This is a genomic window from Devosia oryzisoli (assembly GCF_014837245.1).
Lineage (GTDB): Bacteria > Pseudomonadota > Alphaproteobacteria > Rhizobiales > Devosiaceae > Devosia > Devosia oryzisoli.
The window spans coordinates 536504-560843 of the sequence record NZ_JACYFU010000003.1 but is presented as its reverse complement, the minus strand read 5'-3'; the positions used below and the strand labels follow the sequence as shown (position 1 = coordinate 560843).

The 24340-nt window shown below is 65.3% G+C and carries 29 protein-coding genes; 14 read left to right on the top strand and 15 right to left on the bottom strand.

Annotated elements, in window-relative coordinates; genetic code table 11:
• Position 1: 1 nt before the first annotated feature.
• Both IC608_RS14315 and IC608_RS14310 read right to left on the bottom strand, forming a co-directional pair.
• Positions 2–2170, bottom strand: coding sequence for a primosomal protein N' (locus IC608_RS14315; protein WP_191776823.1), 2169 nt, complete (start codon positions 2168–2170; stop codon positions 2–4).
• A 94-nt stretch (positions 2171–2264) separates the two neighbouring features.
• Positions 2265–3281, bottom strand: a complete 1017-nt coding sequence (locus tag IC608_RS14310) for an omptin family outer membrane protease (protein WP_191776821.1) — start codon at positions 3279–3281, stop codon at positions 2265–2267.
• Positions 3282–3358: 77 nt separating this feature from the next.
• Between IC608_RS14310 and IC608_RS14305 the strand changes: the two genes are divergently transcribed.
• The 3 genes from IC608_RS14305 to IC608_RS14295 all read left to right on the top strand — a co-directional run bounded on the left by IC608_RS14305 (position 3359) and on the right by IC608_RS14295 (position 6900).
• Positions 3359–4288 (top strand): tyrosine recombinase XerC, encoded by a 930-nt coding sequence (locus IC608_RS14305; RefSeq protein ID WP_191776819.1) that lies wholly within the window; start codon positions 3359–3361, stop codon positions 4286–4288.
• Positions 4289–4501: 213 nt separating this feature from the next.
• A complete protein-coding gene (locus IC608_RS14300; protein ID WP_191776818.1) occupies positions 4502–5443 on the top strand; it encodes a DMT family transporter in 942 nt (313 codons plus the stop codon).
• 113 nt (positions 5444–5556) lie between these two features.
• Positions 5557–6900 carry a hypothetical protein gene (locus IC608_RS14295; RefSeq protein WP_191776816.1) on the top strand — a complete coding sequence of 448 codons (1344 nt, stop codon included), beginning with the start codon at positions 5557–5559 and terminating at the stop codon, positions 6898–6900.
• 65 nt (positions 6901–6965) lie between these two features.
• On the opposite strand, the gene IC608_RS14290 is transcribed toward IC608_RS14295, so the two are convergent.
• From IC608_RS14290 to sdhC, 5 genes are all read right to left on the bottom strand, one after another.
• Positions 6966–7748 (bottom strand): succinate dehydrogenase iron-sulfur subunit, encoded by a 783-nt coding sequence (locus IC608_RS14290; protein WP_191776814.1) that lies wholly within the window; start codon positions 7746–7748, stop codon positions 6966–6968.
• A gap of 67 nt (positions 7749–7815) precedes the next feature.
• A complete protein-coding gene (locus IC608_RS14285; protein WP_191776812.1) occupies positions 7816–8118 on the bottom strand; it encodes a hypothetical protein in 303 nt (100 codons plus the stop codon).
• Complete coding sequence (sdhA, locus tag IC608_RS14280; RefSeq protein ID WP_191776810.1) at positions 8118–9929, bottom strand: succinate dehydrogenase flavoprotein subunit; 1812 nt, start codon at positions 9927–9929, stop codon at positions 8118–8120. The genes IC608_RS14285 and sdhA overlap by 1 nt, the downstream gene beginning before the upstream one ends.
• Before the next feature lie 7 nt (positions 9930–9936).
• Positions 9937–10329, bottom strand: a complete 393-nt coding sequence (sdhD, locus tag IC608_RS14275) for a succinate dehydrogenase, hydrophobic membrane anchor protein (protein WP_191776808.1) — start codon at positions 10327–10329, stop codon at positions 9937–9939.
• Positions 10330–10332: 3 nt separating this feature from the next.
• Positions 10333–10719 (bottom strand): succinate dehydrogenase, cytochrome b556 subunit, encoded by a 387-nt coding sequence (gene sdhC / locus IC608_RS14270; RefSeq protein ID WP_191776806.1) that lies wholly within the window; start codon positions 10717–10719, stop codon positions 10333–10335.
• 285 nt (positions 10720–11004) lie between these two features.
• On the opposite strand from sdhC, the gene IC608_RS14265 reads away from it, so the two are divergent.
• From IC608_RS14265 to IC608_RS14240, 6 genes are read left to right on the top strand one after another with little or no spacing between them, the layout of a single operon-like run.
• Positions 11005–11577: an NUDIX domain-containing protein gene (locus tag IC608_RS14265; protein ID WP_191776805.1), complete on the top strand. Its 573-nt coding sequence runs from the start codon at positions 11005–11007 to the stop codon at positions 11575–11577.
• A 57-nt stretch (positions 11578–11634) separates the two neighbouring features.
• Positions 11635–11955: an ArsR/SmtB family transcription factor gene (locus IC608_RS14260; RefSeq protein ID WP_191776803.1), complete on the top strand. Its 321-nt coding sequence runs from the start codon at positions 11635–11637 to the stop codon at positions 11953–11955.
• Positions 11952–12170: a hypothetical protein gene (locus tag IC608_RS14255; protein ID WP_191776802.1), complete on the top strand. Its 219-nt coding sequence runs from the start codon at positions 11952–11954 to the stop codon at positions 12168–12170. Before IC608_RS14260 ends, IC608_RS14255 begins: the two co-directional genes overlap by 4 nt.
• Complete coding sequence (locus IC608_RS14250) at positions 12167–12583, top strand: DUF1801 domain-containing protein (RefSeq protein ID WP_191776801.1); 417 nt, start codon at positions 12167–12169, stop codon at positions 12581–12583. The genes IC608_RS14255 and IC608_RS14250 overlap by 4 nt, the downstream gene beginning before the upstream one ends.
• Before the next feature lie 11 nt (positions 12584–12594).
• Positions 12595–12996, top strand: a complete 402-nt coding sequence (locus tag IC608_RS14245; protein ID WP_191776799.1) for a DUF1801 domain-containing protein — start codon at positions 12595–12597, stop codon at positions 12994–12996.
• Entirely contained in the window at positions 12993–13409 is a 417-nt protein-coding gene (locus IC608_RS14240) for an SRPBCC family protein (RefSeq protein WP_191776797.1), read from the top strand. Before IC608_RS14245 ends, IC608_RS14240 begins: the two co-directional genes overlap by 4 nt.
• Here IC608_RS14240 and IC608_RS14235 read toward each other — a convergent pair.
• Entirely contained in the window at positions 13406–13612 is a 207-nt protein-coding gene (locus IC608_RS14235; protein ID WP_191776788.1) for a DUF1737 domain-containing protein, read from the bottom strand. The two genes, IC608_RS14240 and IC608_RS14235, sit on opposite strands and share 4 nt — an antisense overlap.
• Positions 13613–13683: 71 nt before the next feature.
• Between IC608_RS14235 and IC608_RS14230 the strand changes: the two genes are divergently transcribed.
• Together IC608_RS14230 and IC608_RS14225 are read left to right on the top strand one after the other, a co-directional pair.
• Positions 13684–14334 (top strand): carbonic anhydrase, encoded by a 651-nt coding sequence (locus IC608_RS14230; protein ID WP_191776786.1) that lies wholly within the window; start codon positions 13684–13686, stop codon positions 14332–14334.
• 242 nt (positions 14335–14576) lie between these two features.
• A complete protein-coding gene (locus IC608_RS14225) occupies positions 14577–14936 on the top strand; it encodes an EF-hand domain-containing protein (protein WP_191776784.1) in 360 nt (119 codons plus the stop codon).
• 32 nt (positions 14937–14968) lie between these two features.
• Here the strand turns inward: IC608_RS14225 and IC608_RS14220 are convergent, their stop codons facing one another.
• The 3 genes from IC608_RS14220 to IC608_RS14210 form a co-directional block, all read right to left on the bottom strand.
• Positions 14969–15850 carry an EamA family transporter gene (locus IC608_RS14220; RefSeq protein WP_191776782.1) on the bottom strand — a complete coding sequence of 294 codons (882 nt, stop codon included), beginning with the start codon at positions 15848–15850 and terminating at the stop codon, positions 14969–14971.
• Positions 15850–16725 (bottom strand): EamA family transporter, encoded by an 876-nt coding sequence (locus IC608_RS14215; RefSeq protein ID WP_191776780.1) that lies wholly within the window; start codon positions 16723–16725, stop codon positions 15850–15852. Before IC608_RS14215 ends, IC608_RS14220 begins: the two co-directional genes overlap by 1 nt.
• A 238-nt stretch (positions 16726–16963) precedes the next feature.
• Positions 16964–18007 carry an aspartate-semialdehyde dehydrogenase gene (locus IC608_RS14210; RefSeq protein WP_191776778.1) on the bottom strand — a complete coding sequence of 348 codons (1044 nt, stop codon included), beginning with the start codon at positions 18005–18007 and terminating at the stop codon, positions 16964–16966.
• A gap of 359 nt (positions 18008–18366) precedes the next feature.
• On the opposite strand from IC608_RS14210, the gene IC608_RS14205 reads away from it, so the two are divergent.
• Positions 18367–19557, top strand: coding sequence for a BaiN/RdsA family NAD(P)/FAD-dependent oxidoreductase (locus tag IC608_RS14205; RefSeq protein ID WP_191776771.1), 1191 nt, complete (start codon positions 18367–18369; stop codon positions 19555–19557).
• An 86-nt stretch (positions 19558–19643) separates the two neighbouring features.
• Here IC608_RS14205 and IC608_RS14200 read toward each other — a convergent pair whose 3' ends face one another.
• The 3 genes from IC608_RS14200 to IC608_RS14190 all read right to left on the bottom strand — a co-directional run bounded on the left by IC608_RS14200 (position 19644) and on the right by IC608_RS14190 (position 21573).
• Positions 19644–20234 (bottom strand): acyloxyacyl hydrolase, encoded by a 591-nt coding sequence (locus IC608_RS14200; protein ID WP_191776769.1) that lies wholly within the window; start codon positions 20232–20234, stop codon positions 19644–19646.
• Between the two features lie 90 nt (positions 20235–20324).
• Complete coding sequence (locus IC608_RS14195; RefSeq protein WP_191776767.1) at positions 20325–20858, bottom strand: acyloxyacyl hydrolase; 534 nt, start codon at positions 20856–20858, stop codon at positions 20325–20327.
• A gap of 154 nt (positions 20859–21012) precedes the next feature.
• Positions 21013–21573: a fasciclin domain-containing protein gene (locus IC608_RS14190; RefSeq protein WP_191776765.1), complete on the bottom strand. Its 561-nt coding sequence runs from the start codon at positions 21571–21573 to the stop codon at positions 21013–21015.
• Positions 21574–21630: 57 nt separating this feature from the next.
• Between IC608_RS14190 and IC608_RS14185 the strand changes: the two genes are divergently transcribed.
• Together IC608_RS14185 and IC608_RS14180 are read left to right on the top strand one after the other, a co-directional pair.
• Positions 21631–22719, top strand: a complete 1089-nt coding sequence (locus IC608_RS14185) for an LLM class flavin-dependent oxidoreductase (protein ID WP_345890903.1) — start codon at positions 21631–21633, stop codon at positions 22717–22719.
• Positions 22720–22798: 79 nt separating this feature from the next.
• Positions 22799–24001, top strand: coding sequence for a GGDEF domain-containing protein (locus IC608_RS14180; RefSeq protein ID WP_191776762.1), 1203 nt, complete (start codon positions 22799–22801; stop codon positions 23999–24001).
• 3 nt (positions 24002–24004) lie between these two features.
• Here IC608_RS14180 and IC608_RS14175 read toward each other — a convergent pair whose 3' ends face one another.
• Positions 24005–24283, bottom strand: a complete 279-nt coding sequence (locus tag IC608_RS14175; protein WP_191776755.1) for a hypothetical protein — start codon at positions 24281–24283, stop codon at positions 24005–24007.
• Positions 24284–24340: the final 57 nt, after the last annotated feature.

The following is a 24340-nucleotide window of genomic DNA, read 5'->3' as shown; positions in this document are numbered from 1 at the left end:
GCTACATGAAGCTCATCGGGTCGATGTCGATCTGCACCTTGAGATCGCCACGCGGGCGCTCTGCGGAAGAGAGCCAGAAGCGCATGTAGCCCGAGAGGTCGAAATCCTTGCCCGACTGCGCGAGCAGCCGCACGCGGTGCCGACCGCGGATCATCGCCACCGGCGCATCGGCCGGACCGAACAGGCGGATGCCCTCGGCCATGGGCGCGGCGGACAGCAGTTGCCGGGCATACCCCATGGCCGTCTGCTGTTCCCCCGCCGACACGATCAACGCCGCCAGCCGGCCAAAGGGCGGCATCCCCCCCGCTTCGCGCGCCAGCAGTTCCTGCGCATAGAAGGCCTCCCGGTCGCCGGTGACCATGGCCTTCATTACCGGATGGTCCGGATGGTAGGTCTGGAGGAACGCCTTGCCGTGCCGGCTGGCGCGCCCCGCCCGGCCCGCCACCTGCGTGAGAATTTGGAAGGTCTTTTCGGCCGCGCGCGGGTCGCCATGCGCGAGCCCCAGATCGGCATCGAGCACCCCCACCACCGAGAGCTTTTCGAAATGGTGGCCCTTGGACACCAGTTGCGTGCCGATGATGAGGTCGTACTCGCCACGCTCGATCTCGCCAAACCGTTGGCGCAGTTGCGCATGGCTGCCCATGTCGGTGGACAGCAGCACCCGCCGCGCATCGGGAAACCGCAACGCCGCTTCCTCGGCCACCCGCTCGATGCCCGGGCCCACCGCAACCAGGCTCTCCGCATCCCCGCATTCGCCGCAGACGGTGGGCGTGCGCATTTCATGCCCGCAATGGTGGCACATCAGCACGCCGCGAAAGCGGTGCTCCACCATCCAGCTCGAACAGTCCGGGCACTGGTACTGATGGCCGCAGGAGCGGCAGAGGGTGAGGGGCGCATAGCCGCGCCGGTTGAGGAACAGCAGGGCCTGCTCGCCCCGGTCGAGCGCGGCGAACACTTCGCGCGCCAGGCTCGGCGCGATCCAGCCGCCCTTGTCCGGACCATCCACCCGCATGTCGATCGCGGTGATGTCCGGCAGGCTCGCTTCGGCGAACCGGCTTTCGAGCACCACATGGTGATACCGACCCTGGTTGGCGTTGTTGCGCGATTCCACCGATGGCGTGGCGGACGAAAGCACCACCCGGGCCCCCGCACGGTGGGCCCGCACCACGGCCATGTCGCGGGCGTGATAGGTAAAGCCTTCCGACTGCTTGTAGGCGCCGTCATGCTCCTCATCGAGCACCAGCAGTCCCAGTTCGCGGAACGGCAGGAACAGCGCCGAGCGCGCCCCCACCACTGCCCGCACCGTTCCGTCCAGCACGCCGCGCCACACCCTGGCGCGCTGCGCTGGCGTCATGTCCGAATGCCACTCGGCCGGCCGCGCGGTAAAGCGTTTGGTAAAGCGGTCGATGAAGGTGTTGGTAAGCGCAATCTCGGGCAGCAGGATCAGCGCCTGCCGCCCCGCCCGCAGGGTATCGGCCACCGCCTCGAAAAAGACCTCTGTCTTGCCCCCGCCGGTCACGCCATCCAGCAGCGCCACGCCAAATTCATGTGGGCCAATGGCGAGAATGCGATCAAGAGCCGCCCGCTGCTCGGGATTGAGACGCGCAGGATTGGCTTCGGGATCGGGCGGCAGCACCACGGGCGGCGGCGGCATCTCGAGTTTTTCGAGCGCCCCGGCCCGCTCCAGCCCCTCGATAACCGAGGCCGAGACGCCGGCCGCGCCCATCAGTGCCGGGCGCGGCCAGGCCATGTCGTCATTGAGCGTATCGAGCACCCGCAGCCGTGCCGGCGTCAGCTTTTCCGGCTCGAAGCCGGTGCGCCGGTAGGCCACCACGGGCTTGGGCGCATCCAGCGCCTCGGGCGAGCGCAGTACGCCCCGCAAAACCTGTCCGGGCGCCGTGAGCGTATAGCGCGCCACCCATTCCACCAGCGACAACAGCTCTTCGGAAAGTGCCGGCACGTTATAAACATGCGCGATGTCGCGCAGCCGGTTGTGCGCCACGCTGTCCTTCGGCTCGCCCCAGACGACGCCCAGGATCAGGCGCGGCCCGAGCGGCACCGCAACGATGGAGCCCCGCTCCACCCGCATCCCTTCGGGCACGCGGTAGCTGTAGGGACCGTCGACGGCGACCCCCACCATGACGGCGACGATGTCTGGACCGATATGCATTTGTGCGCGTTCTGTTCGCATCCGAACATAGGAAGCGCAAGTGATTCCAGGTAGGGCCGACAGGCACGTTTTGGCGAGCGCTGGACGGCGGGGCTTAGAACCGGCCGGTCAGTCCAGCCGTGATATCGACGCTGCGCAACGAGGCACCCGCGGCATTGGTGTAGGTGTCGGTCGCTCCGGTCACCGTATTGTAGGCCTTGGTGTCGCCGCGCTGCTGGAAGATCTGCCGGAAATTGCCGCCCAGCGTCACGTCCACATGATCGCTCATGGCGTAGCCGGCACTCAGGCCCACTTCGATGCTGGGCATGGCATAGAGGCTGTCGGTGAAGCGCAGGTCACGCATCCAGTGATCGTCGGTGGCAACTGCCCCAACGATCAACCCGCCGCGCAGCAGCCCGCCCAACGTGAACCGGCCATAGCGTTCTTCCCCGTCGACACCCACGAAGAGCTCGGGCAATTGCTGGCGATAGGTGATGCCCGGGTCGCCGTCAGCGAAACTGCCGCTGGTGTCCCGGAAGCCGGTGTTTGAACTGTAGATGTAGCTGCCTCCGAAGGCGGCCCATTGCAGGTCGGTATAGCGGGCCCCGGCATGGGCCCGCACGAACGCGGTGTCGGTCCGCGCCACTTCGTAGCCTCCGGTAAGCTCGAGGGAGATATAGTGGTCGAGCCTGGTATCGGGGTGCTGCGAGCGGTGGGTCCAGTCATCGAAATTGTCGGTGGCGATGAACCAGTCGTAGTCTTCCATATAACTACTGCCGAACCCCGCGACCGCACCGCTGGCACTGACGCTGAAGCCGCCGCCAAGGGCAAGGTCGGCTCCCCCGCGCAGCACCGGCACCTTGCTTTCCCAGATCAGCTGGCTGAGCGTCCGATCGCCATTGAAGACGTATTCGTCGCCGCGCAGATACATGGCGCCGATGCTACCGCGCAGCGTGATCGTCTCGCGCGGCAGCGCCTCTTCGCGCTGGTCGGTGTAAAAGAGACCGCGGGGCTGAAAACCTTGCGGACCCGTGTAGGGCGCGTAGCCATAACGCAGATCGCCAGCGGCGGCAGGTGCTGCCGCCAGCAGGCCGAGCGCAAGGGCCATCAGAGGACTTGTCCGGGTGCGCATGGCAACTCTCCTTTGCCCGGACCATGGCGCGCGTCGGGTTAAGAGGGAGTTTACCATGAGCGGTGAAAGTGACGGCCATGACCGACAGCGCCTTTGCCACCGATGATCACCTGCGCAGCCTCATCGCATCCTGGCTGCAGGAGCTGGGCGCGGTGCGCCGGCTCTCCCCCAACACCACCGAGGCCTATGGCCGCGACCTTGGCCAGTTCATGCGCTTTCTGGCCGACCACATGGGCGGCACGGTCACCCTCGCCACGCTCAAGGATATACGGGCGGCTGACATTCGCGCCTTCATGGCGCAGCGGCGTAGCGAAAGCCTGGGGTCACGGTCGCTGGCGCGGGTCCTCTCCGCCCTCAAGAGCTTCTTCACCCATCTCGAGCGGCAAGGAATTCTGGCCACCGAAGCCTTCAACGCCGTCCGCACGCCAAAGATTCCGCGCTCCCTGCCAAAGGCGCTCACCGTGGTCGAGGCCAAAGCCACCATCGACATGGCGGGCGAACTCGAGGATCGCCCCTGGGTGGCCGCCCGCGACATGGCCGTCATCGCTCTTTGCTACGGCTCGGGCCTGCGTATTTCCGAAGCCCTGGCGCTGACGCGGGCGAGCCTTGAAGGCGGCACGCTCCGCGTCACGGGCAAGGGCGGCAAGGTGCGCATGGTCCCCCTGATCGATCCCGTGCTGCGCAGCATCGAAATCTATCTCGAACTCTGCCCCTTCACCGTCGCGCCCGATGAACCGATGTTTCGCGGCGTACGAGGCGGCGTCCTCTCGCCCCGCCTCATCCAGTTGCGCATGGAGCAGTTGCGAAGCGCCCTCGGCCTGCCCCCCTCGGCGACCCCGCATGCCCTGCGCCATTCCTTTGCCACCCACCTTCTGGGCAAGGGCGGGGATCTGCGCGCCATTCAGGAGCTCCTGGGCCACGCCAGCCTCTCCACCACGCAGATCTATACCGCAGTCGACACCGAGCGCCTCCTCGAGAGCTACGCCCGCGCCCATCCGCGCGGCTAGCTGGACGGTTTGCGCCAAACCGCACTTGGCGCTGCCCGAAAGCTCGCGCTAGGAGAATGAGTATGTCTTCCTTCGCGCCCATCCAGCTTCCGCTTATTCGGCATTTCGGACCCATCAGGGCCCGGACCGAAGGCTGACACCGGCTTTCGTCCACGGCCCGCCCCAGGCGGCCAGAGTGGACATCGGCGGGCGGGCAAACAGGAACCACCCGCAATGATACCGCCCTCCGCAGCCCGAACCGCGACCGCACCCGGCACCGATGTGCTTGGCTATGGCCTCGCAATGAGCGGCGCGGCGCTTTTTTCCACCAAGAGCATCTTCATCAAGCTGGCCTATGCCGGCGGCGTGCCCACCGAGACGTTGCTCGCCCTGCGCATGCTTGTCGCCCTGCCCGTCTACGTCGTCATTCTACTCACGCTGCTGCGTCGCAAGCCTGACGCCCGGGCCAGACTCCGCCCCGCGCTCATCCTCTCCTCCATGGCGGTCGGCATATTGGGCTATTATGTCTCGAGCTACCTCGATTTTGCCGGCCTCAATTTCGTGACCGCTCAGTATGAGCGGCTGGTGCTCTTCACCTACCCCTTCTTCGTCCTCATCTTCGGCGTGCTGTTCTTTGGCGACAGGATGAACTGGCGTCTCGTCCCACCCATGGTCGTCTCCTACGCGGGGCTCCTCGTCATCTTCGGCTGGAACCTCGCCGTGCAGCCGGAGGGTCTTTTGACCGGGACGCTGCTGGTGCTGGGTTCGGCGGTCACCTTCGCCTTCTACCAACACCTCGCCCGCCGGCAGATCGTGCTGATCGGATCGGCGCTGTTTACCTGCATCGGCATGTCCACCGCCGCCGTGGTCGCCATCGGCCAGAGCCTCCTGCTCTCCGGCGTTGCCGGCTTTGCCGCCCTCGAACCGGTCGACTGGGGCTACGGCCTGGCGCTCGGCGTCTTCGGCACGGTCTTGCCCTCGTTGCTGATGAACGCCGGCATTGCCCGCATCGGCGCCCGCGCCACCTCCTCGACCGCCGCGTTCGGCCCGATCGCAACGATCCTGCTCGCCGTCGCGATCCTGGGCGAGGCGTTCACCCTTTTCCACGCCATCGGCACGGCTCTCGTGCTGCTCGGGTCCTGGCTCTTCGCGCGCCGGGAACGACAGCTGCGCTGATTCGTGCAGCAGGCGCTTTTGCTGCCCGCAATGGCGCTGTAATGTTCCATCGTCACGATCTGGGGAGGCGCCCGGCATTCAGCGCGGGGCTCGATCGTAAAGCGAGGTATCAGATGACGCTGCATCCGCTCCGCATGGTCTTTGCCGGCGTGGCCCTGTGCCTGGCCACAGCCACGCCGCTCTTCGCGCAGGACATCGATTTCGGGGACGACACCAGCCAGTGGGCCAAGGACGGCGAGTGCGACGATCCTCGCTTTACCGGCTCGGGCGCCGCTGACGAATTGGTCGACGAGGACCGCATGCATGACGCCACCGATTGCCGGGCGGCTTTCGAGGCCGGCACGGTCACCCTTGCCGAGGAGAAGGCACCCCCCAAGCCCGCACCCGATACGCCCGCGCCGCCCGCCGCCCCCGAACCGGCGCCGGTCGCGCCATCGACTTCGTCGACCGCACCCGAGATCGACTTTGGCGACGACAGCAGTCAGTGGGCCAAGGACGGGGAATGCGATGACCCCCGCTTTACCGGGACCGGCGCGGCCACCGAACTCCTGGACGAAGATCGCCTGCACGACGCCACCGACTGTCGGGCCGCCTTCGAGGCCGGCACCGTGACCCTGTCCGAGGGTTCCGGCGGCGGGACCGGAGACATCGATTTCGGCGACGACGCCAGCCAGTGGGCCAAGGACGGAGAATGCGACGATCCGCGCTTCACCGGCACCGGCGCGGCCGACGAACTGGTCGAGACCGATCGCCTCCACGACGCCACCGACTGTCGCGCCGCCTATGAGGCCGGCACCGTCACGCTGGCAGACGAAACTGCCCCTGGCTCTACCTCCGCCGATACCGCGGCGCTCACCGCCATGGCTGGCCGCATCGATTTCGGCGACGACACCAGCGAATGGGCCAAGGACGGGGAGTGCGACGACCCCGACTTCTTCGGCCCCGACGTGGCCGAGGAGCCGTCGGCCGAAAACCGCATGAAGGACGCGACCGACTGCCGGGCGGCCTTTATCGCCGGCACCGCCAGCTTCGGCAAGGCCAGCAGCACCGCCACCCAGCCGGCCGCCTTCGACTACGGCAACGACAGCTCGCGCTGGGCCAATGACGGCCAGTGCGACGACCTGCGCTTTGTCGGGCCCGGCATGGCGAAGAAGCTCGACTACGAAGACGTCATGGCCGACGCCACCGATTGCCGCACGCTCGAGGAGCAGAACGACATTAGCATTCGTGAGGTTTACACCCCTCAATACGCTGCCGGGGCGCCGTACGATTCGAGCGGCGTCGACTTCGGCGACAACGCCTCCGCCTATGCCGACAATGGCGAATGCGACGACCCGCGTTTCGAGGGCCCAGGCGCGGCGGTCACCCTGCTCGATAGCGATCGCGCGGCCGACGCCAATGACTGCAAGGCCCAGTTCGAAGCGGGCCGCATCGTGCTGCGTGACGGCGAGAGCTGAGCCGGTCCGGCATAAAGAAGCCCGCCTTTTCCAAGGCGGGCTTTTTCCTGCAGGAGAAGGCCGGTTCAGGCGGCCTTGCGCTCCACCATCATCTTCTTGATCTGCGCGATCGCCTTGGCGGGGTTCAGCCCCTTCGGGCAGACCTTGGCGCAGTTCATGATGGTGTGGCAGCGATAGAGCTTGAACGGATCTTCGAGGTTGTCGAGGCGTTCGGAGGTGGTTTCGTCGCGCGAGTCGATCAGCCAGCGATAGGCCTGCAGCAGGGCCGCCGGCCCAAGATACTTTTCCCCGTTCCACCAATAGCTCGGGCACGAGGTCGAGCAGCAGGCGCAAAGGATGCACTCGTAGAGCCCGTCGAGCTTGGCCCGGTCCTCGATCGACTGCGTCCACTCCTTGTCCGGCGTGGGCGAGGTGGTCTTGAGCCAGGGCTCGATGGCGCGGTGCTGCGCATAGAAGGTGGTGAGGTCCGGCACCAGGTCCTTGACCACCGGCATGTGCGGCAGCGGGTAGATCTTGATGGCGCCCGAGCTGTCGTCCATGCCCTTGGTGCAGGCCAGGGTATTGAGCCCGTTGATGTTCATCGAGCACGACCCGCAAATGCCCTCGCGGCACGAACGGCGCAGCGTCAGGGTCGGGTCGATCCGGTTCTTGATGTAGAGGAGCGCATCGAGGATCATTGGACCGCAATTGTCGAGATCGACGAAATAGGTGTCGATCCGGGGATTGTCGGCCTTGTCGGGATCGTAGCGGTAGATGTGGAATTCCCGCAGGCGCGTCGCACCCTCGGGCTTGGGCCAGGTCTTGCCCTTTTGCGGCTGGTCGGCCTTGCGCAGCGTCAGTTCAGCCATGGTCTCAACTCTTCCTTCTCAGCGTCGGAGGCCACTTCGGGCCCTCCGAAATCCCGTCGCGCCAGCCCTAGTAGTTCGGCTTGCAGATCTGGTTCGATTTGGCGACATAGGTGTTGTAGGCGTCGTAATCGGCTGCGGGCGGCGACTTGGTCCCCTTCATCGAGCCGATCACGAGGTCCATGAAGCGCTCGTCGATCAGCGTCATCGCCGCATCCGCCTTGCAGCCGCACAGCGTCGCATCCTGTGCGATCCCCATGCAGACGGCATAGAACGCCTCCTTCTGCGCCGCGCTAGGCTGGGCAGCCAGCGCAGGCAGGTTCGACATCAGCATCGCACCAGCGATGATCGGCAGCAGGCCAGTAAGCCGCATCAGTACACCCGCGCCTTGGGAGCGATCTTCTTGAGCGCGATGCCGCCTTCGCTTTCGGGCGTCAGCGGGTCGACATGCACAGGGCGGTAGCCGAGGTTCACTTTGCCCGACCCGGCATCGATCCAGCTCAGCGTGTGCTTGCGCCAGTTCTCGTCGTCGCGATTGGGGAAATCCTCATGAGCATGGGCGCCACGCGATTCATGCCGGGCTTCGGCCGAAACCACCGTGGTCATGGCGCAGGCCATGAGGTTTTCCAGCTCCAGCGTCTCGACGAGATCGGAATTCCAGATCAGCGAGCGGTCGGTGACCTTGATGTCATGGAGCCGCCCGTAGATCTCGCTCATCCGCTCGACACCCTGCTTGAGGGATTCAGAAGTGCGGAACACGGCGGCATCCGACTGCATGGTGCGCTGCATCTCGTCGCGCAGCTTGGCGGTCGGGTTGGAGCCGTTGGCGTTGCGCAGCCGGTCGAAGCGCGCCAGAATTTTCTCGTCCTGCGCGGCGTTGATGCCCGGCACCGGCGCCGCCTTGTCCAGCACCTTGCCGGCCCGTAGCGCCGCCGCACGGCCGAACACGACAAGGTCGGTGAGAGAATTGGATCCAAGCCGGTTGGCGCCGTGCACCGAGGCGCAGGCCGCTTCACCCACGGCCATTAGGCCCGGCACGACCCGGTCGGGATCGGCTTCGGTGGGGTTCAGCACCTCGCCGTGGTAGTTCGCGGGAATGCCGCCCATATTGTAGTGCACCGTCGGCAGCACCGGGATCGGCTCCCGCGTCAAATCCACGCCGGCGAAGATCTTGGCGCTCTCGGTAATGCCCGGCAGCCGCTCGTGCAGCACCTTTGGGTCGAGATGATCGAGGTGCAGGTAGATGTGGTCCTTGTTGGGGCCCACGCCCCGCCCCTCGCGGATTTCGAGCGTCATGCAGCGCGAAACCACGTCGCGCGAGGCGAGGTCCTTGGCGTTGGGCGCATAGCGCTCCATGAAGCGCTCGCCTTCGGAATTGGTCAGATACCCACCCTCGCCGCGCGCGCCCTCGGTGATCAAGACGCCCGCGCCATAAATGCCGGTGGGATGGAACTGCACGAATTCCATGTCCTGGAGCGGCAGGCCGGCCCGGGCCACCATGCCGTTGCCGTCGCCGGTGCAGGTGTGCGCCGAGGTGGCCGAGAAATAGGAGCGACCATAGCCGCCAGTCGCCAGCACCACGAGCTTGGCGCGGAAGCGATGCAGCGTGCCGTCGTCGAGCTTCCAGGCGATGACACCCTGGCACTCGCCGTTTTCGCCCATGATGAGATCAAGCGCGAAATACTCGATGAAGAACTGCGCGTCGTTCTTGACCGACTGGCCATAGAGCGTGTGGAGGATCGCGTGCCCGGTGCGGTCGGCCGCGGCACAGGTGCGCTGGACCGGCGGGCCGTCCCCGAACTCGGTCATGTGGCCGCCGAAAGGCCGCTGGTAGATCTTGCCTTCCTGCGTGCGGCTGAAGGGCACGCCATAGTGCTCGAGCTCGTAGATGGCGGCGGGCGCCTCGCGCGCCAGATATTCCATGGCGTCGTTGTCGCCCAGCCAGTCCGACCCCTTGACGGTGTCGTACATGTGCCACTGCCAGCTGTCCGGACCCATGTTCTGCAGCGAGGCGGCGATGCCGCCCTGCGCCGCCACGGTGTGCGAGCGGGTGGGAAAGACCTTGGTGATGCAGGCGGTGTTGAACCCCTGCTCGGCCATGCCCAGCGTGGCGCGCAGGCCCGCGCCGCCGGCGCCGACCACCACCACGTCGAATTCGTGGTCGATCAGTTCGTAACTTGCCATAGGTAGATCAGCCCCAGAACACGAGCTTGACGAGAGCGCCGGCAGCAGCCAGCGCGACGATGAGACAGAAGAGCGTGTTGAGCATCATGGCGAGGCTGTACATCCGCCCCGCGAAGTAATCCTCGAACACGTCGCGCATGCCGTTGCGCATGTGCACTGCCGCAATGCAGATCAGCGCGGCCAGTGGCAGGCCCACAAAGGCATTGCCGAGGAGCGCCACCATGTCAGACCGGTCCTGCCCGGCCAGGGCGACGACGACGTAGAGCAGCAGTCCAAGAAAGAGGACATTGAAGCCTCCGGTCACGCGCTGCGTGATGAAGTGCCGCGTCGAGGCGGGGGCATTGCCGTAGTGGCTCTTCGGATTGGCGATTGTCGCCTGGCTGATAACGGTTTCACGCATCGCTCAGCCCACCCACACGAAGACTATCCAGATTAGGAGCGTGATGACGACCGAGCCGATGATGGTCGCCCAGGCCATCGCCTCGCGCTGCCCCGCCTCCATCATGGCCGCGCTGTCCCAGACGAAGTGCCTCAGGCCCCCCAGCATGTGATGCACCAGACTCCAGCTGAAGCCGAACAGGATCACCTGCCCCAGCCAGCTGCCATAGATGACGTTGACGACGTTGAGGGCATCCTGCCCGCTGGCCGCTGCGACCAACCAGATGGCGAGGAACGCCATCCCGGCATAGTTGGCGATGCCGGTGGCGCGGTGGAAGATCGACATGGCCATGGTGATGGTCCAGCGGTAGATCTGCAAGTGCGGGGAAGTGGGGCGGGCGCGAGCCGTCATGAGCGAAAGGGCCTTCCTGTTGCAGCGGAGCTGCGTCCAGTTTGGAATGTTTCGACTTTTAGGCTGGAACACCCCGGATTTCCAACCCCCTTATGCCACATTTGCGGCCACAAGCGGCGCTTTGCGCACTTTGTTCGCTTTTCGCACAATGGAGTTCGGATGACGGACGACGTCACCCCGATGAGCCCGGTCACCGCGCTGGTGGGGTAGGCAGAGCCGAATGGCGGACCTTTTCCTCCGCCGCCAATCGGGCTAAGCCGCCCCGAGCCGCAAGAGGAACTTCGTATGGACCGGATCAAGATCAAAAGCGTCACCACGCTGGCCGAACACTGGGGCGCGCTGCGCCAGGCCGATGTCGAATACCGCGCGGCCGATGGGAGCCTGCATCACCTCAAGCGCGAAATCTATGATCGGGGCAACGCGGCGGCGATTGCCCTGTTCGATCCGGCACGGCAGACGGTGCTTCTGGTGCGCCAGGCGCGGTTCCCGGCCCTCCTCAATGGCGACCCCGCCTTCATGCTGGAGGTCTGCGCCGGCATGCTGGATGGGGATGACCCGTTTACCTGTGCCCATAAGGAGGCCCTGGAAGAAACCGGCCACGCCCCGCGCAATGTGCGCAAGATCTGCAACATCTATCCCAGCCCCGGCGCCGTTCAGGAAAAAGTGGCCCTCTTTGTCGGCGAGTACGATGCGCAGACACGGCAGGCACAGGGCGGGGGGCTGGCGCATGAAGGCGAGGACATCGAGCTGGTCGAACTGCCGCTCGATGAAGCCCTCGGCATGATCGAGAGCGGCGAACTAACCGACGCCAAGACCATCATCCTCCTGCAGCACCTCGCCCTCGAACGCGGCGCTTGACGCATTCATAGCTCGTTGGCTATAGATAACTCATAGCCAACCAGCTATGAGTTTGCCATGCCCGATGCCGAACCCCTCTTCAAGGCACTTTCCGACCCGACCCGGCGCGGGCTCTTCGAAGCCCTGTGCCGCAACGGAGAACTGACCGTCGGCGCGCTGACGGTAGGCGCCGGCGTTTCCCAGCCGGTTGTCTCCCGTCATCTCGGCGTCCTCAAGGTCGCCGGCCTCGTCGCCGATCGCCAAGACGGGCGGCAGACCCACTATCGCGCCCGGCCGGAGGCGCTCGCCTCCCTGACCGACTGGGCCGATGACATGCGCAGCTTCTGGGAAAAGCGCATGGATGCGCTGGAAAACCTGCTTACGAGGATGGATCAATGACCCCGACATCGCTCATCCGGCAAAGCCACCGCTGGATTTCGCTCTTCTTCACCCTCACCGTCATCGCCAATTTCGTGGCGCTGTTCGCCGGCCGGCAGATGGATTGGCTGACCTATCTGCCGCTGCTGCCGCTCTTCCTGCTCATCGCCAGCGGCACGGTCCTCTTCTTCCAGCCCTATGTGCGCAAGGCCAAGGCCCGGCGGGCCGTGGCATGAGGGAACAACCCGCACCCGTGCTTCTCTCGGGCGGCAACCCGCAGATCGCCAAGGGCAATGGACCCGAGGTGGTGGAGCAGTACCTCGCGGCCATGCCGGGCTGGAAGCAGGCCGTCGGCCGGCGCCTCGACGCGCTGATCGTCGATGCCCTTCCCGGCCTGCACAGAATGGTCAAGTGGAACTCGCCCTTTTATGGCCCGGACTATTCGAGCTGGTTCGTCAGCTTTCATTGCATGACGCGCTACATCAAGGTCGCCTTCCCCCAGGGGACCGCGCTCGATCCCGTGCCTCCAGGGAAGTCCAAGCAGAAATCGGTGCGCTACCTCGATATCCCCGAAAGCGGGGCGTTCGACGAGGCGCTGTTCACCCGCTGGATCGAGCAGGCGAGCCGCCTGCCTGCAGAACGCTTCTAAGGAGCCCGTCAATGCCCAAAGCGACCGCCGATTGGGATCAATCCGAATCCCCCCGCCACATCGACCAGCGCATCGCGCAGTTGAGCGACTGGCGCGGCGCCATGCTGGCAGAGATCCGCAAGCTGATCCTTTCTGCCGACCCCGACGTGATCGAAGAGTTCAAGTGGAACCAGCCGGTCTGGTCCTGCGCCGGCATCATCTGCACCGGCGAAGCCTATAAGAGCGCCGTCAAGACGACCTTTCCCAGGGGCGCCGCGCTGGAAGACCCTGACCAACTCTTTAATTCCAGCCTCACCGGCAATGCCCGCCGCGCCATCGACTTCCACCAGGGCGACACCATCGACGAAGCCGCCTTCGTCGCCCTCATCCGTGCCGCCATCGCCCTCAACCGCGCCAAAAAGAGCACGCCATGACAGAAACCCGCACCGCCGTGGTGGAACGCGAATTCGCCCATCCGCCCGAAAAGCTCTGGCGCGCCCTCACCCAGCCGCACCTGATTTCGGAGTGGCTGATGGACAACGACTTCGTGCCCGAGGCCGGTCACCACTTTCAGTTGCGCGGGGAGTGGGGCGGCGTGCTCGAGTGCGAAGTGCTGGCGCTCGAGCCCAACCGACGGCTGTCTTACTCCTGGAACTTTGCCAATGACGATCCAGCCTACGCGCTCGAGAGCGTCGTCGTCTTCACGCTGAGCCCGACGGACACCGGCACGCATCTGCGCGTCGAGCAAAGCGGCTTCCGCCCCGAGCAGAAGCAGGCCTATGGCGGCGCCCATGCGGGCTGGCAGCAGTTCCTCGCCAAGCTCGACGAACTGCTGCCCCGCCTCTAGTAGTCGACGAGCTTCTTGTCGGGGTCGTAGGGCTGGTCGCGCACGATCTTTGTCACGGCCTGCCCGCATCGCATCTTCTTGCTGATCGCGTCGAAGCCATAGGTGGGGCTGCCATGCAGCTCCCAGCCCTCGCTCAGCGCCTTGGTGACCTTGTGGCAGAACGCCGAGTCGTCTTCTCCCGAAAGGAATCGATAGATGCGCATGCGCCCCCCTTGCGCTCGCGGCTGTTCCGCCGCATGTGGTCATGTCGCCTCATACAGCTAATCGGGATTTCATGCACAATTTTCCTCAGCATCTCCTGGACGGCCATGCCAGTTTCATGTCCGGACGCTATGTTCGTGAGCGCGAACGCATCCGGGAACTGTCCGAAATCGGCCAGAGCCCGTCGACCCTGGTGATCGCCTGCTGCGACAGCCGCGCGTCTCCCGAGATGATTTTCGATGCCGGACCGGGTGAAATCTTTGTTCTGCGCAACGTCGCCAACCTCGTGCCGCCCTACCAGCCCGACGGCGGACAGCACGGCACCTCCGCGGCCATCGAATTCGCGGTCAAGGCCCTGGAGATCTCCAACGTCGTCGTCATGGGCCATGGCCGCTGCGGCGGCATTCACGCCGCGCTGTCGCCCGAGGCCAGCCCGCTCGACCAGGGTGACTTCATCGGCAAGTGGATGAGCCTGCTCGGCGCGCTGCCCGAACAGCTGGGCCACAACGAGTTGATGACGCCCGCCGAGCGGCAGACGGCGCTGGAGCGCATCTCCATCCGCAATTCGATCCGTAATTTGCGCACCTTCCCCTATGTCGCCGATCTCGAAAATCAGGGCAAGCTCGCCATCCACGGCGCCTGGTTCGACATCTCGACCGGCGAATTGTGGGTGATGGACGACAAGGGCGATTTCATCCGGCCGCAAATCACTCTCGAGCACTAGCGGCCGCGCCGGGTTGCAGCCATGCCGCCGCGGCCTGTTCTCCATCGCCCGCGGTGGCCGATCCGCGCCCTGAGCCGGCGGACGCTCGCCCCTGCCCCGAAATTGCCCTCACATGGCCCCCGGCGGCCCCGCTTGTGGCCCGCCCCTCACCACAAATCCGCGTGATCTTGGATGCCACGGGCCGCCGGAGAGCGACCCGTCGGCGCCTGTGGGCGCCGCCTTTCCCCCATGGAGACACCCCCATGAAAAAGCTCATTCTGTCGTCCGTTGTCCTGCTCGGCCTTTCCGGTGCCGCCGTCGCACAGACACCCATGGCCTTTGCCGATGTCGATACCGACGGCAACGGGACCATCAGCTTCACCGAGTTGCAGGCGGTCTGGCCCACGCTGACTCAGGAAGAATTCGACGCCGCCGACACATCCGGCACCGGCGAACTGACCATCGAGCAGATTGCCACGCTTCAGGCAGGCGCCGGCGCTTCTGCGACCGCACCGGCTCCCGGCGGTGCCGGCGATATCATGGGCAACACCACCGGCACGCCCGCGGACTTGCCCACTCCGGCGCCGACCGAAACGCTCGACTCCCTCTCCGGCGGCAACTGAAACCATCGGGCCACCTCCGGGTGGCCCGCCTCCTAGTCGAGGCGAATGGGCGGCTCGCTCTTGCGCGCCCGGCGCAAGGTCACGATCAGGCCCAGGATCACCAACAGCGCCCCCCCGATCTCGACCACCGTGACCCGTTCACCCAGCACCAGATACCCCGAGGCCAACCCGGTGATCGGCACGAGCAGCGTGAACGGAGCAACAACCGAGGCCGGATGCTGCCCGAGGAGCCAGCTCCAGATCGCGCCGCCCAGCAGCGTCGCGGGATAGGCCAGAAAGGCGATCAGCGCCACATCGCCCCAGGAAAAGCTGCCCACGGCGCCAGCGATAGCCGGCCATCCCTCCGTCAGCAGCGACAGGCCCAGGAGCGGCAGCGGTGCGGCCAGCACGCCCCAGACCGTGAAGGCGACCGCATTCACCTTGCCCGCCTTCTTGGTCAGCACATTGGCAAGGCCCCAGCTCACCGCCGCCATCAGCACCATGCCCAGCGGCACGAGACCGGTTCCTGCCACGTGCTCGCTGCCGATGACGGCAATGCCGGCAAAGGCGACGGCGGCGCCCGCCACCTGAAAGCGGCTCGGGCGTTCCTTGAGGATGACGAAGGCCAGCAGCATGGTGAAGAACGCCTGCGTCTGCAGCACCAGCGAACTGAGGCCCGCCGGCATACCCCAGGCAATGGCGAGGTTGAGAAAGCCGTAAAGCGCAACCCCGAAGGTCAGCCCGAACCCGAGAACCAGCACAAAGGGCGCCTTGGGCGGCCGCACGAACAGCACCGCCGGAAACGCCGCCGCCAGAAACCGCAGCGCTGCCGCCAGGATGGGCGGAAATGCCTCGACGCTGAGTTTGATGACGACGAAGTTGAAGCCCCAGATCGCCACGACGAGGAGCGCCAGCAGCACGTGGCGGATGGGCATCAGGCGCTCCTTGCCCGGACAAGCAACCGCGGCCCGAACACGTTGAGCAGCAGTCCGACGAAGATGAGGCCACTGCCCGCGTATTCGAGCAGGCTCACCGTCTCGTTGAGTAACAGGGCGGCAGCGGCAAAGCCCACGATCGGCACGAGAAGCGAAAACGGCGCCACAAGGCTGGCGGGATAGCGCCCGAGCAGGATTGCCCAGAGCCCGTAGCCGACAAGAGTGGAGCCATAGGCGATGAACAGCACCGAAAAGATCGCCGCCGGCGAAATCGTGCCCAGGGCCAAGAGCGCTCCTGGCCCCTCGAGGGCCAGCGACAGCGCCAGCATGGGCAGTGGCGGCACGAGGCTTCCCCACACCACGAAGGCGAACATGTCGATCCGCCCGGCGCGCTTGGTGACGATGTTGGACGAGCCCCAGAAGAACGCGGCAGCCAGCGTCATGACCAGTGGCGCGAAGGTCGCCGCGCCCAGATGTTCGCTGGCAATGGCCAGAAGCCCGAACAGCGCCACCCCTGCCCCCAGCAATTGCACCGGCCGCGGCCGCTCGCCCAGGAACAGCACGGCCAGCCCCATGGTGAAGAACACCTGCATCTGCATAACGAGGCTGGCGAGCCCGGCTGGCATGCCCAGCCGGATGGCCGTGAAGAGGAAACTGAACTGCAGGACGCCCACCGTCAGTCCATAGGCGATGAGGATCTTCCACGAAACAGCCGGCTTGCGGACGAAGAACACAGCCGGCAAGGCGCAGCCAAGATAGCGCAGGGCCGTCAGGAGGAAGGGCGAGACTTCTGCGACCCCCCATTTGATGGCCACGAAATTGAGGCCCCAGATGACGACGACGAGAAGGGCGAGGAGGAGATCGCGCAAAGGCATGGGGTAACGTCCGGTACGGTTCGCGCTTGTACGCCCGGACCTCGGGAGGCTCAAGGGAAGTTTTTGAAGCGAGTTCCCAGGCCACGGTGGTCGGCGCCGGTTTCAACCAAAAAGTCCCAACCTTCCCCTTGCGAGGAGAGGCTGGGACTGGTTGAGGTCTCAGGTCACAGCGCCGGCCGCACCCTCGTCAGTACGGAAAGGGTGCCAGATTTGCCGCTTCTTCGCAGGATGCGAAAACTCAGGCCGCCAGGGCGCGCGCCTTGTAGCCCTTTTCGATCAGCGTCTCGGCGATCTGGATGGTGTTGAGCGCCGCGCCCTTGCGCAGATTGTCCGAAACCACCCACATGGCGAGGCCATTCTCGACCGTGTTGTCTTCGCGAATGCGGCTCACATAGGTGTCGTATTCCCCGACCGTTTCCACCGGCGTCGCGTAGCCACCGGGCTCGCGCTTGTCGAGCACGGAAATCCCCGGAGCCTCGCGCAGCACGTCGCGCGCCTCGTCTGCCGTGATGGGATTGGCGAATTCCAGGTTCACCGCTTCCGAGTGCCCGACAAAAACCGGCACGCGCACGGCCGTGCAGGTCACCTTGATCTTGGGATCGAGGATCTTCTTGGTTTCCGCCAGCACCTTCCACTCTTCCTTGGTGTAGCCGTCTTCCATGAACACATCGATGTGCGGGATGACGTTGAAGGCGATCTGCTTGGTGAACTTCTGCGGGGTCGGGCTGTCGTTGACGAAGATGCCCTTGGTCTGGTTCCAGAGTTCGTCGACGCCCTCCTTGCCTGCACCAGACACCGACTGGTAGGTCGAAACGACCACGCGCTTGATGGTCGCCGCGTCGTGCAGGGGCTTGAGCGCGACCACGAGCTGCGCCGTCGAGCAATTGGGGTTGGCGACGATGCCGGTGCGCTTGGGATCGGCCAGCCAGCGCTCGAGCACATGCCCGTTCACTTCCGGCACGACGAGCGGCACGTCCGAATGGTAGCGCCAGTAGGAGGAGTTATCGATGACGATGGCGCCGGCGGCCGCAATGCGTGGCGCCCATTCCTTGGCGATCGAGCCGCCTGCGGACATGATGGCGAAGTCCACACTCGAGAAATCGAAGTGCTGCAGGTCCTTGGCCTTGATGATCTTGTCGCCATAGGAAAGCTCCTTGCCGATCGAGCGCGACGAGGCCAGCGCAATGACCTCGTCGGCCGGAAACTTCCGCTCGGCCAGGATGTTGAGAACTTCGCGGCCCACATTGCCTGTGGCTCCGACGACGGCGACCCGATAACCCATTTGGAACTCCGTTCCTTGACCATTTTCCGCCCCCGCACATCGCCTCGGGCGATGCGGCTCTGCTTGATGACGCCTCTCCCCGGCGGGAGACGACCCGGGGACAAGCGTCAGGCGGTTTTGCTGGTTTTGGTCATGGCAGGACCCTTCCCGGTGGTGCGGGAAGCGGCAAGAGCGGTGATGAGACCGAAGCTGCGCATGACGAACTTTTCGCTCGATAAGAAAGCAGGACTTCTCATACTCCTATATAGGAAAGAGTCAATCTCGCCCGCGTTCCGGCCCATCCGGGCCACCCTGCCTCTTGCGTCTCGGCCCCGATTGCGGGACAGGGAGGCGCCGACGCCTCAGCAAGGACCACTCGTATGACCGACTTCGACGTAATGGTGCTCGGCGCCGGTGCCGCCGGCATGATGGCCGGCATCGAAGCGGCGCGGCGCGGCCGGCGGGTTCTCGTGGTCGACCATGCCCGCGACCCGGGCGAGAAAATCCGGATTTCGGGCGGCGGCCGGTGCAACTTCACCAATGTGAACGCCACCCACATCCTCGGGCGTGACCGGTTCTTGAGCCAGAACCCGCGCTTCGCCCTTTCCGCGCTGTCGCGCTACACCCCCGACATGTTCATCGAGCGGGTCAAAAAGCAGGGCATCGCCTTTCACGAAAAAACCCTCGGCCAGCTGTTCTGCGACGGTTCGGCAACCCAGATCGTCACCATGCTGACCCAGGATCTGCGCCAGGCCGGCGCGTCGATCTGGACCGGACGCAGCGTGGGCAGCATCGAAAAGATCGCCGACGGGTTCGACGTGATGATCGGCGATGGCCGGGTCACCGCGACGAGCCTGATCGTCGCCACGGGCGGCAAGTCGATCCCCAAGATGGGCGCCACGGGCCTGGCCTACGACATCGCGCGGCAGTTCGGCCTCGGCGTGACGGAAACCCGCCCCGCCCTCGTCCCCCTCACCTTCGAACCCTCGGCCCTCGAAAAACTCAGAGACCTCGCCGGCGTCTCGACCAATGCGATCGTCAGCCACGGCAAGACGCGCTTCGAAGAAGCCCTGCTCTTCACCCATCGCGGCCTCTCGGGCCCGGCGATCCTGCAGATTTCCTCCTATTGGCGCGAAGGCGATGCCATTTCCGTCGATCTCCTGCCCGGCCGCAACGCCCTCGACCTGCTGCGCGCCGCCCGCAAGGACAGCCCCAAGCTCCATCTCCAGACCGTGCTCGCCAACGCCTTGCCCCGGCGGCTGGCGCAGCTGATGGGCGAGTTCATCGGCCAGCCCGGCATGATCGGTGATCTATCCGACAAGAAGCTCGCCGCCGCCGCCGAATGGATCGAGCGCTGGACCCTCAAGCCCGTCAGCTCCGAAGGCTACCGCACCGCCGAAGTCACCCTGGGCGGCATCGACACCCGTGATCTCGATGCCAAGACCATGATGGCACGTGCCGTGCCCAACCTCTTCTTCGTCGGCGAAGCCGTGGACGTCACCGGCTGGCTGGGCGGCTACAATTTTCAATGGGCCTGGGCCTCGGGTTATGTCGCTGGCCTGGCCGCGTAACGAGCCAGTAGACCTCATGATGAGCCCGTCGTGCCGACCCGTCTCGTTTGGCCCCGTCTGCGGAATGAGAGATCGGCGCGGGCGCCCTAGAACTTCCAGCCCACGCGCAGGCCGAAATTGGACAGCCCATCGTTCTGCGAACAATAGCCATTGTTGGACGTGTGCTCGTAGGTCAGCGTCGCGGTGACGTTCTCGCTCACATGCGCGCCGACGCCCCAGCGCTCGTAGAAATTGACCCGGCAGCCGAAATTCTTGCGTCCCGGCGCCGCCCCGTCCATCGCGCCATTGTTGATCGCCGCGCCCAGTGACGCTTCGAGGTAAAGCGGCGTTTCGAATACCGGCAACTGCCAGGTCAGGCTCGCATGGGCGAGACTGTCCTGCCCGTCAAGATTGATCGTGGTGCCGATTTCCGGGCGCGGCGCACCGATCCAGCGGAACGCGTCGATATCGGGCGAGGTGAACAGCACATCGAAGCTGACGTCCTCGACCTGGTTGAGCCGCCATTCCTTGACGAGGAACGGCAGGGCCGCGTGGTGCACGTCATGGGCACTGAGCCCGATGCGGATTTCGTCGACGACATCGGCGATCGGGTGCGGGTCAAGCATGTTCTGCGCCAGCGCCGGGCCGCTGCTCGCCACAAGAAGGCCCGCAATCACCGCTCCGGTCACCGTGCGCATCGTTCGCTCAACTCCGCATTTTCCGGCGTCATAACGCCCACGCCGGCTTTGGCAAGTCAACCACCGCGGGACGAAACCGGCCGAACGTGATCAAAAGCGCACGCCCAGACGCAACCCCGCCGTGGTCAGAGGGCGGCTCGCCGTGCCGCAAAAACCGAAGTCGGTGACGTGCTGCACTGTCCCCATGAGCGCGGTGTTGGGCAAGACGTCGATGCCAAGGCTGGCCTGGGCCTCGGCCAGCACGCCGCAGCCGAACCGCGCCTTGCTGTTGTGCACGGCGGCACCCAAGCCGGCTTCCAGAAACACCGGCACCACCGGCGCCCGCACCGTCCAACTCAACCCCGCATAGCCGAAGCTCTCGTGCCCCGCGATGTTGAACGTGGCGCCCAGATGCGGCCGCAACTCGCCCAACGGAACCCAGGCGCTGAGATTGGGGATGGTGAACAACATCTCCGCATTGATGTCCTGCACGCGCGTTGGATCAAACAGGCTTACGCCGCCGCCCACATCGTGCGCCGCTACCCCTCCCCTGGCTTCCAGCAGGAGCGTTCCTTGCGCCATCGCGCCCGAAACGAGCGCTGCGGACGCCACCAGCAGGGCAGCCAAACGCCGGCCAACAGTCATCGCGTATCTCCGCTTGGGAAGGAGGAGACGCGAATTGGGCCTGATTCACCCATGCGACGACAACGCTTACTTAGCGTTAGGTTTAAGCAATGCTTAAAATGCAGATGGTCCGCCCGTCGGCGGACCCTTCGCTCGTCGAGAGGAGCGAGCCCTCTTACTTGGGCAGGAGCACCTTGTTGACGACGTGGATGACGCCGTTCGACTGGTTGACGTTCGAAATGGTGATCTTGGCGGCATTGCCGCTTTCGTCCACCACATAGAGCACCGAGCCCAGCTTCGTGAACTGCAGCCGATCGCCGGATACGGTCTTGAGCGTGAAGCCCTCCGGGTTCTTCTCGGCCATGGCTTCGAGATCGGCGTCGGAATAGTTTCCGGCAATAACGTGCGCGGTCAGGATCTTGACCAGCATCGCCTTGTTTTCCGGCTTCAGCAGGGTTTCGACCGTCCCCTCCGGCAGGGCCGCAAAGGCGGCATTGGTGGGCGCAAAGACCGTGAACGGACCTGCGCTCTGCAGCGTGTCGACAAGGCCGGCCGCCTTGACCGCGGCAACCAGGGTCGTGTGATCCTTGGAGTTGACCGCGTTCTCGATGATATTCTTGTCCGCATACATGGCGGCGCCACCCACCATCGGGTTGGACTGGGCATAGGCGCCGACGCTGCCGGCAAGAGAGAGGCTGGCGGCCAGGGCGGCAGCGCCGAAAAGCTTGGTGAACATGAACAATTTCTCCCATTGGACGCTCTGAAGTCGTCGGCGGGAGCTACGGCGGGCACCGTGAAAAAGTTTCGCCCGGCCTTGACGTTGCCGCCAACCATCGTGATCTACCGATCAAGTTCAATAGTGAAAGCCGTTGCCATGCCCGCCGATTTTGCCCTCTCCCTGCAGGACCTCGCCCCCATCGCCCAGGGAACGACGACCCCACAGGCCATGGCCGAAACGGTGCTGTTGGCGAGGGAGGCGGATCGCCTCGGCTACACCCGGCTCTGGTACGCCGAGCACCACGGCATGCCCTCCATTGCCTCCTCGGTACCCGAAATTCTCATCGGCAGCGCTGCCGCCGCCACCAAGGACATCCGCGTCGGCTCCGGCGGCGTGATGCTGCTCAACCACGCGCCCCTGCGCATCGCCGAAGCCTATCGCACGCTCGAAGCGCTCCACCCCGGGCGCATCGATCTTGGGCTCGGACGCGCCCCCGGCGGCGACGGCTACGCCATGCGCGCGCTGCGCAGCGGCGGCGGCGAAGAATTTTCCGCCTATCTCGCCGAACTCATGGCGTTCGACGAAGAAGGCTTTCCTGCGGACCACCCGTTTTCGCGGGTGCCGGTCTCCCCCGGCGGCATCCGTCTTCCCCCCAAATGGCTCCTCGGATCGTCCGGCGCCAGCGCTGCGGCGGCCGGGCAGATCGGCTTCGGCTATGCCTTTGCCGCGCACTTCTCGCACACCCCGGCCGCGCCGGCCTTCGCCGCCTACCGCGAGGCCTTCCAACGCAGCGAACACTTCCCCGAGCCGCGCACCATATTGTGCCTCTCTGTCATCTGCGCCCCCACCGAAGACGAGGCAAAATTTCTCTCGGCCTCGCAGGCCGTCAACTGGGCCCGCTTCGTCACCGGGGAGCAGCGCCAGCTGACATCGCCCGAAGAGGCCCTCGCGCACAAGCTGACCCCGCAGCAGCAGCAGGTCATCGATCACCAATCGAGCCTGTGGCTGGTCGGATCGCCCGAGCGCATGGCCGAGGTCATCACCGAAAAGGCGAAGGCTGCCGGCGCCGACGAGGTGATGGTGACCACCACCATCCACTCCTACGCCCTCCGCCGCCGCTCCTATGCGCTGCTCGCCGAGGCCCTTGGCATCGCAGGAAGGTAACGTCATCAGGCGGCGCGCGTTAACGTTCCCTTCGCGTGCCGCCTTGTAGATTGGGGCCGTCTCGAGCCTTGCGTGTTCCATGAGCGCCGCCCTTTTCGTCCTGGCCATCAATCTGTTTGTGGCCGCCCTCTTCGCCATCGCCTTCGGCGTGGTTGCGGCCGCGGCCCGGTCAAACTCGGGCCCACGGTGGCTGGCGCTCGGCTATGGCTTTGGCATGCTCGATGTCCTGCTCGAGTTCATCCTCCCGAGCCAGGCCGATCCCGCTCCCGCCAGCATCGGCATCTTCCTGAGCTTCCTGTTCGCCGTCAGTTTCACGCTCGTGGGTCTCGCGCGACACTACCGGGTGCCGCTGCCGCGCCTCCCGCTCGGGCTTATCCTCGGCCTCAGTGTCATCGGCATTGTCTTCATCATCGACATGCCACGCTCGTCGCTGCTTCGCGGCACGCTCTACCAGTTGCCCTACAGCGCGCTTCACCTCCTGGGTGCCTTTGTCGTACTTGGCAGTGGCCGGCGCCAACCGCTCGATCGTGTCCTCATCGCCCTTCTTGTCTTCACCAGCGTGCAATTCCTGCTCAAGCCCTGGCTCGCCGTCATCCTTGGCTCGGGCGCCACCGCTCAGGCTTATCTCGGCACCACCTATGCCGCGCTGTCGCAGACCCTTGGCGCGGTCGCCCTCATCGCCATCGGCCTCACCACCCTGCTGATCCTCATGCGCGATCTCAATGCCGAGACCGCCATGCGCGCGGAAACCGACACGCTATCGGGCCTGCTCAACCGGCGCGGCTTCGAAGAACGGGGTGATCGCGCAATGGCTGCGCTCCGCCGCGCCGGACGGCCCGCGGTCATGGTGGCCGCAGACCTCGACCACTTCAAATCGATCAACGATGCCTATGGCCATGCCGCCGGCGACGAAGTGATCCGACACTTTGCGGGCATCCTGGCGGACGTCGCCGGCCCATCGGCGATCGTCGCCCGCATGGGTGGAGAAGAGTTCGCCGTGCTCGTGGTGGGCGCAAATCTGTCGGCAGGCCGGCTGATGGCGGAGGCGGCGCGCGTAGCGCTGTCCGCCTCGTCGTTCGACGAGACCGAACTGAACCGCCGGGTGACGGCCTCCTTCGGCCTGGCCCAGCTTCAAACCAATGACACGCTCTGGGACCTGCTCCGGCGTGCCGATCGGGCCCTCTATCGCGCCAAGGCGGAAGGGCGCGACCGCGTGGCGGTCGCGCTCGATGATGCCGCTGTCCAGCCCCTGGCCAACAGCCGATCGCCGGGCGGGCGATGATCGCTAGTTGAGCGGCGTGCGCGAAACCAGTTCGTAGTCGCCGGTTGGCGCAACCTGCAGGGCAAGATGCTGCCGATCGAGTTCGGCCAGCCAGGCGCTCCACGAACAGGGGCTCATGCTTCCGTCGAGCCGGCCCTCCTCGGCCCTCGCAAACCGCAGCTTGAGTTCCGCGCGCTCCTGCCCGAACCGGTTGCGCAGCTTGCTGATCGCCGGCGTCCCATGTCGATCCGTCACCCAGTTTTGGATGTCCCGGTGTCGGGTCAATGTATGTTTGTCTTTCATTGTGGCCTCCTCCGCATAATTGTCGATCAACGGGACCGTTCATTGCCGGTTCCCGCC

Bases quoted from the DNA above. Each gene is read 5' to 3' on its own strand.
- IC608_RS14180 (WP_191776762.1), top strand. From the start codon at position 22,799: ATGAGCGCCGCCCTTTTCGTCCTGGCCATCAATCTGTTTGTGGCCGCC.
- IC608_RS14230 (WP_191776786.1), top strand. From the start codon at position 13,684: ATGCACAATTTTCCTCAGCATCTCCTGGACGGCCATGCCAGTTTCATG.
- IC608_RS14205 (WP_191776771.1), top strand. From the start codon at position 18,367: ATGACCGACTTCGACGTAATGGTGCTCGGCGCCGGTGCCGCCGGCATG.
- IC608_RS14285 (WP_191776812.1), bottom strand. From the start codon at position 8,118: ATGCGGCTTACTGGCCTGCTGCCGATCATCGCTGGTGCGATGCTGATG.
- IC608_RS14195 (WP_191776767.1), bottom strand. From the start codon at position 20,858: ATGACTGTTGGCCGGCGTTTGGCTGCCCTGCTGGTGGCGTCCGCAGCG.
- IC608_RS14315 (WP_191776823.1), bottom strand. From the start codon at position 2,170: ATGCATATCGGTCCAGACATCGTCGCCGTCATGGTGGGGGTCGCCGTC.
- IC608_RS14260 (WP_191776803.1), top strand. From the start codon at position 11,635: ATGCCCGATGCCGAACCCCTCTTCAAGGCACTTTCCGACCCGACCCGG.
- IC608_RS14265 (WP_191776805.1), top strand. From the start codon at position 11,005: ATGGACCGGATCAAGATCAAAAGCGTCACCACGCTGGCCGAACACTGG.
- IC608_RS14245 (WP_191776799.1), top strand. From the start codon at position 12,595: ATGCCCAAAGCGACCGCCGATTGGGATCAATCCGAATCCCCCCGCCAC.
- IC608_RS14210 (WP_191776778.1), bottom strand. From the start codon at position 18,007: ATGGGTTATCGGGTCGCCGTCGTCGGAGCCACAGGCAATGTGGGCCGC.
- sdhD (WP_191776808.1), bottom strand. From the start codon at position 10,329: ATGCGTGAAACCGTTATCAGCCAGGCGACAATCGCCAATCCGAAGAGC.
- IC608_RS14215 (WP_191776780.1), bottom strand. From the start codon at position 16,725: ATGCCTTTGCGCGATCTCCTCCTCGCCCTTCTCGTCGTCGTCATCTGG.
- IC608_RS14220 (WP_191776782.1), bottom strand. From the start codon at position 15,850: ATGCCCATCCGCCACGTGCTGCTGGCGCTCCTCGTCGTGGCGATCTGG.
- IC608_RS14255 (WP_191776802.1), top strand. From the start codon at position 11,952: ATGACCCCGACATCGCTCATCCGGCAAAGCCACCGCTGGATTTCGCTC.
- IC608_RS14225 (WP_191776784.1), top strand. From the start codon at position 14,577: ATGAAAAAGCTCATTCTGTCGTCCGTTGTCCTGCTCGGCCTTTCCGGT.
- IC608_RS14305 (WP_191776819.1), top strand. From the start codon at position 3,359: ATGACCGACAGCGCCTTTGCCACCGATGATCACCTGCGCAGCCTCATC.
- IC608_RS14200 (WP_191776769.1), bottom strand. From the start codon at position 20,234: ATGCGCACGGTGACCGGAGCGGTGATTGCGGGCCTTCTTGTGGCGAGC.
- IC608_RS14190 (WP_191776765.1), bottom strand. From the start codon at position 21,573: ATGTTCACCAAGCTTTTCGGCGCTGCCGCCCTGGCCGCCAGCCTCTCT.
- IC608_RS14290 (WP_191776814.1), bottom strand. From the start codon at position 7,748: ATGGCTGAACTGACGCTGCGCAAGGCCGACCAGCCGCAAAAGGGCAAG.
- sdhA (WP_191776810.1), bottom strand. From the start codon at position 9,929: ATGGCAAGTTACGAACTGATCGACCACGAATTCGACGTGGTGGTGGTC.
- IC608_RS14310 (WP_191776821.1), bottom strand. From the start codon at position 3,281: ATGCGCACCCGGACAAGTCCTCTGATGGCCCTTGCGCTCGGCCTGCTG.
- IC608_RS14175 (WP_191776755.1), bottom strand. From the start codon at position 24,283: ATGAAAGACAAACATACATTGACCCGACACCGGGACATCCAAAACTGG.
- IC608_RS14250 (WP_191776801.1), top strand. From the start codon at position 12,167: ATGAGGGAACAACCCGCACCCGTGCTTCTCTCGGGCGGCAACCCGCAG.
- sdhC (WP_191776806.1), bottom strand. From the start codon at position 10,719: ATGACGGCTCGCGCCCGCCCCACTTCCCCGCACTTGCAGATCTACCGC.
- IC608_RS14300 (WP_191776818.1), top strand. From the start codon at position 4,502: ATGATACCGCCCTCCGCAGCCCGAACCGCGACCGCACCCGGCACCGAT.
- IC608_RS14235 (WP_191776788.1), bottom strand. From the start codon at position 13,612: ATGCGCATCTATCGATTCCTTTCGGGAGAAGACGACTCGGCGTTCTGC.
- IC608_RS14240 (WP_191776797.1), top strand. From the start codon at position 12,993: ATGACAGAAACCCGCACCGCCGTGGTGGAACGCGAATTCGCCCATCCG.
- IC608_RS14295 (WP_191776816.1), top strand. From the start codon at position 5,557: ATGACGCTGCATCCGCTCCGCATGGTCTTTGCCGGCGTGGCCCTGTGC.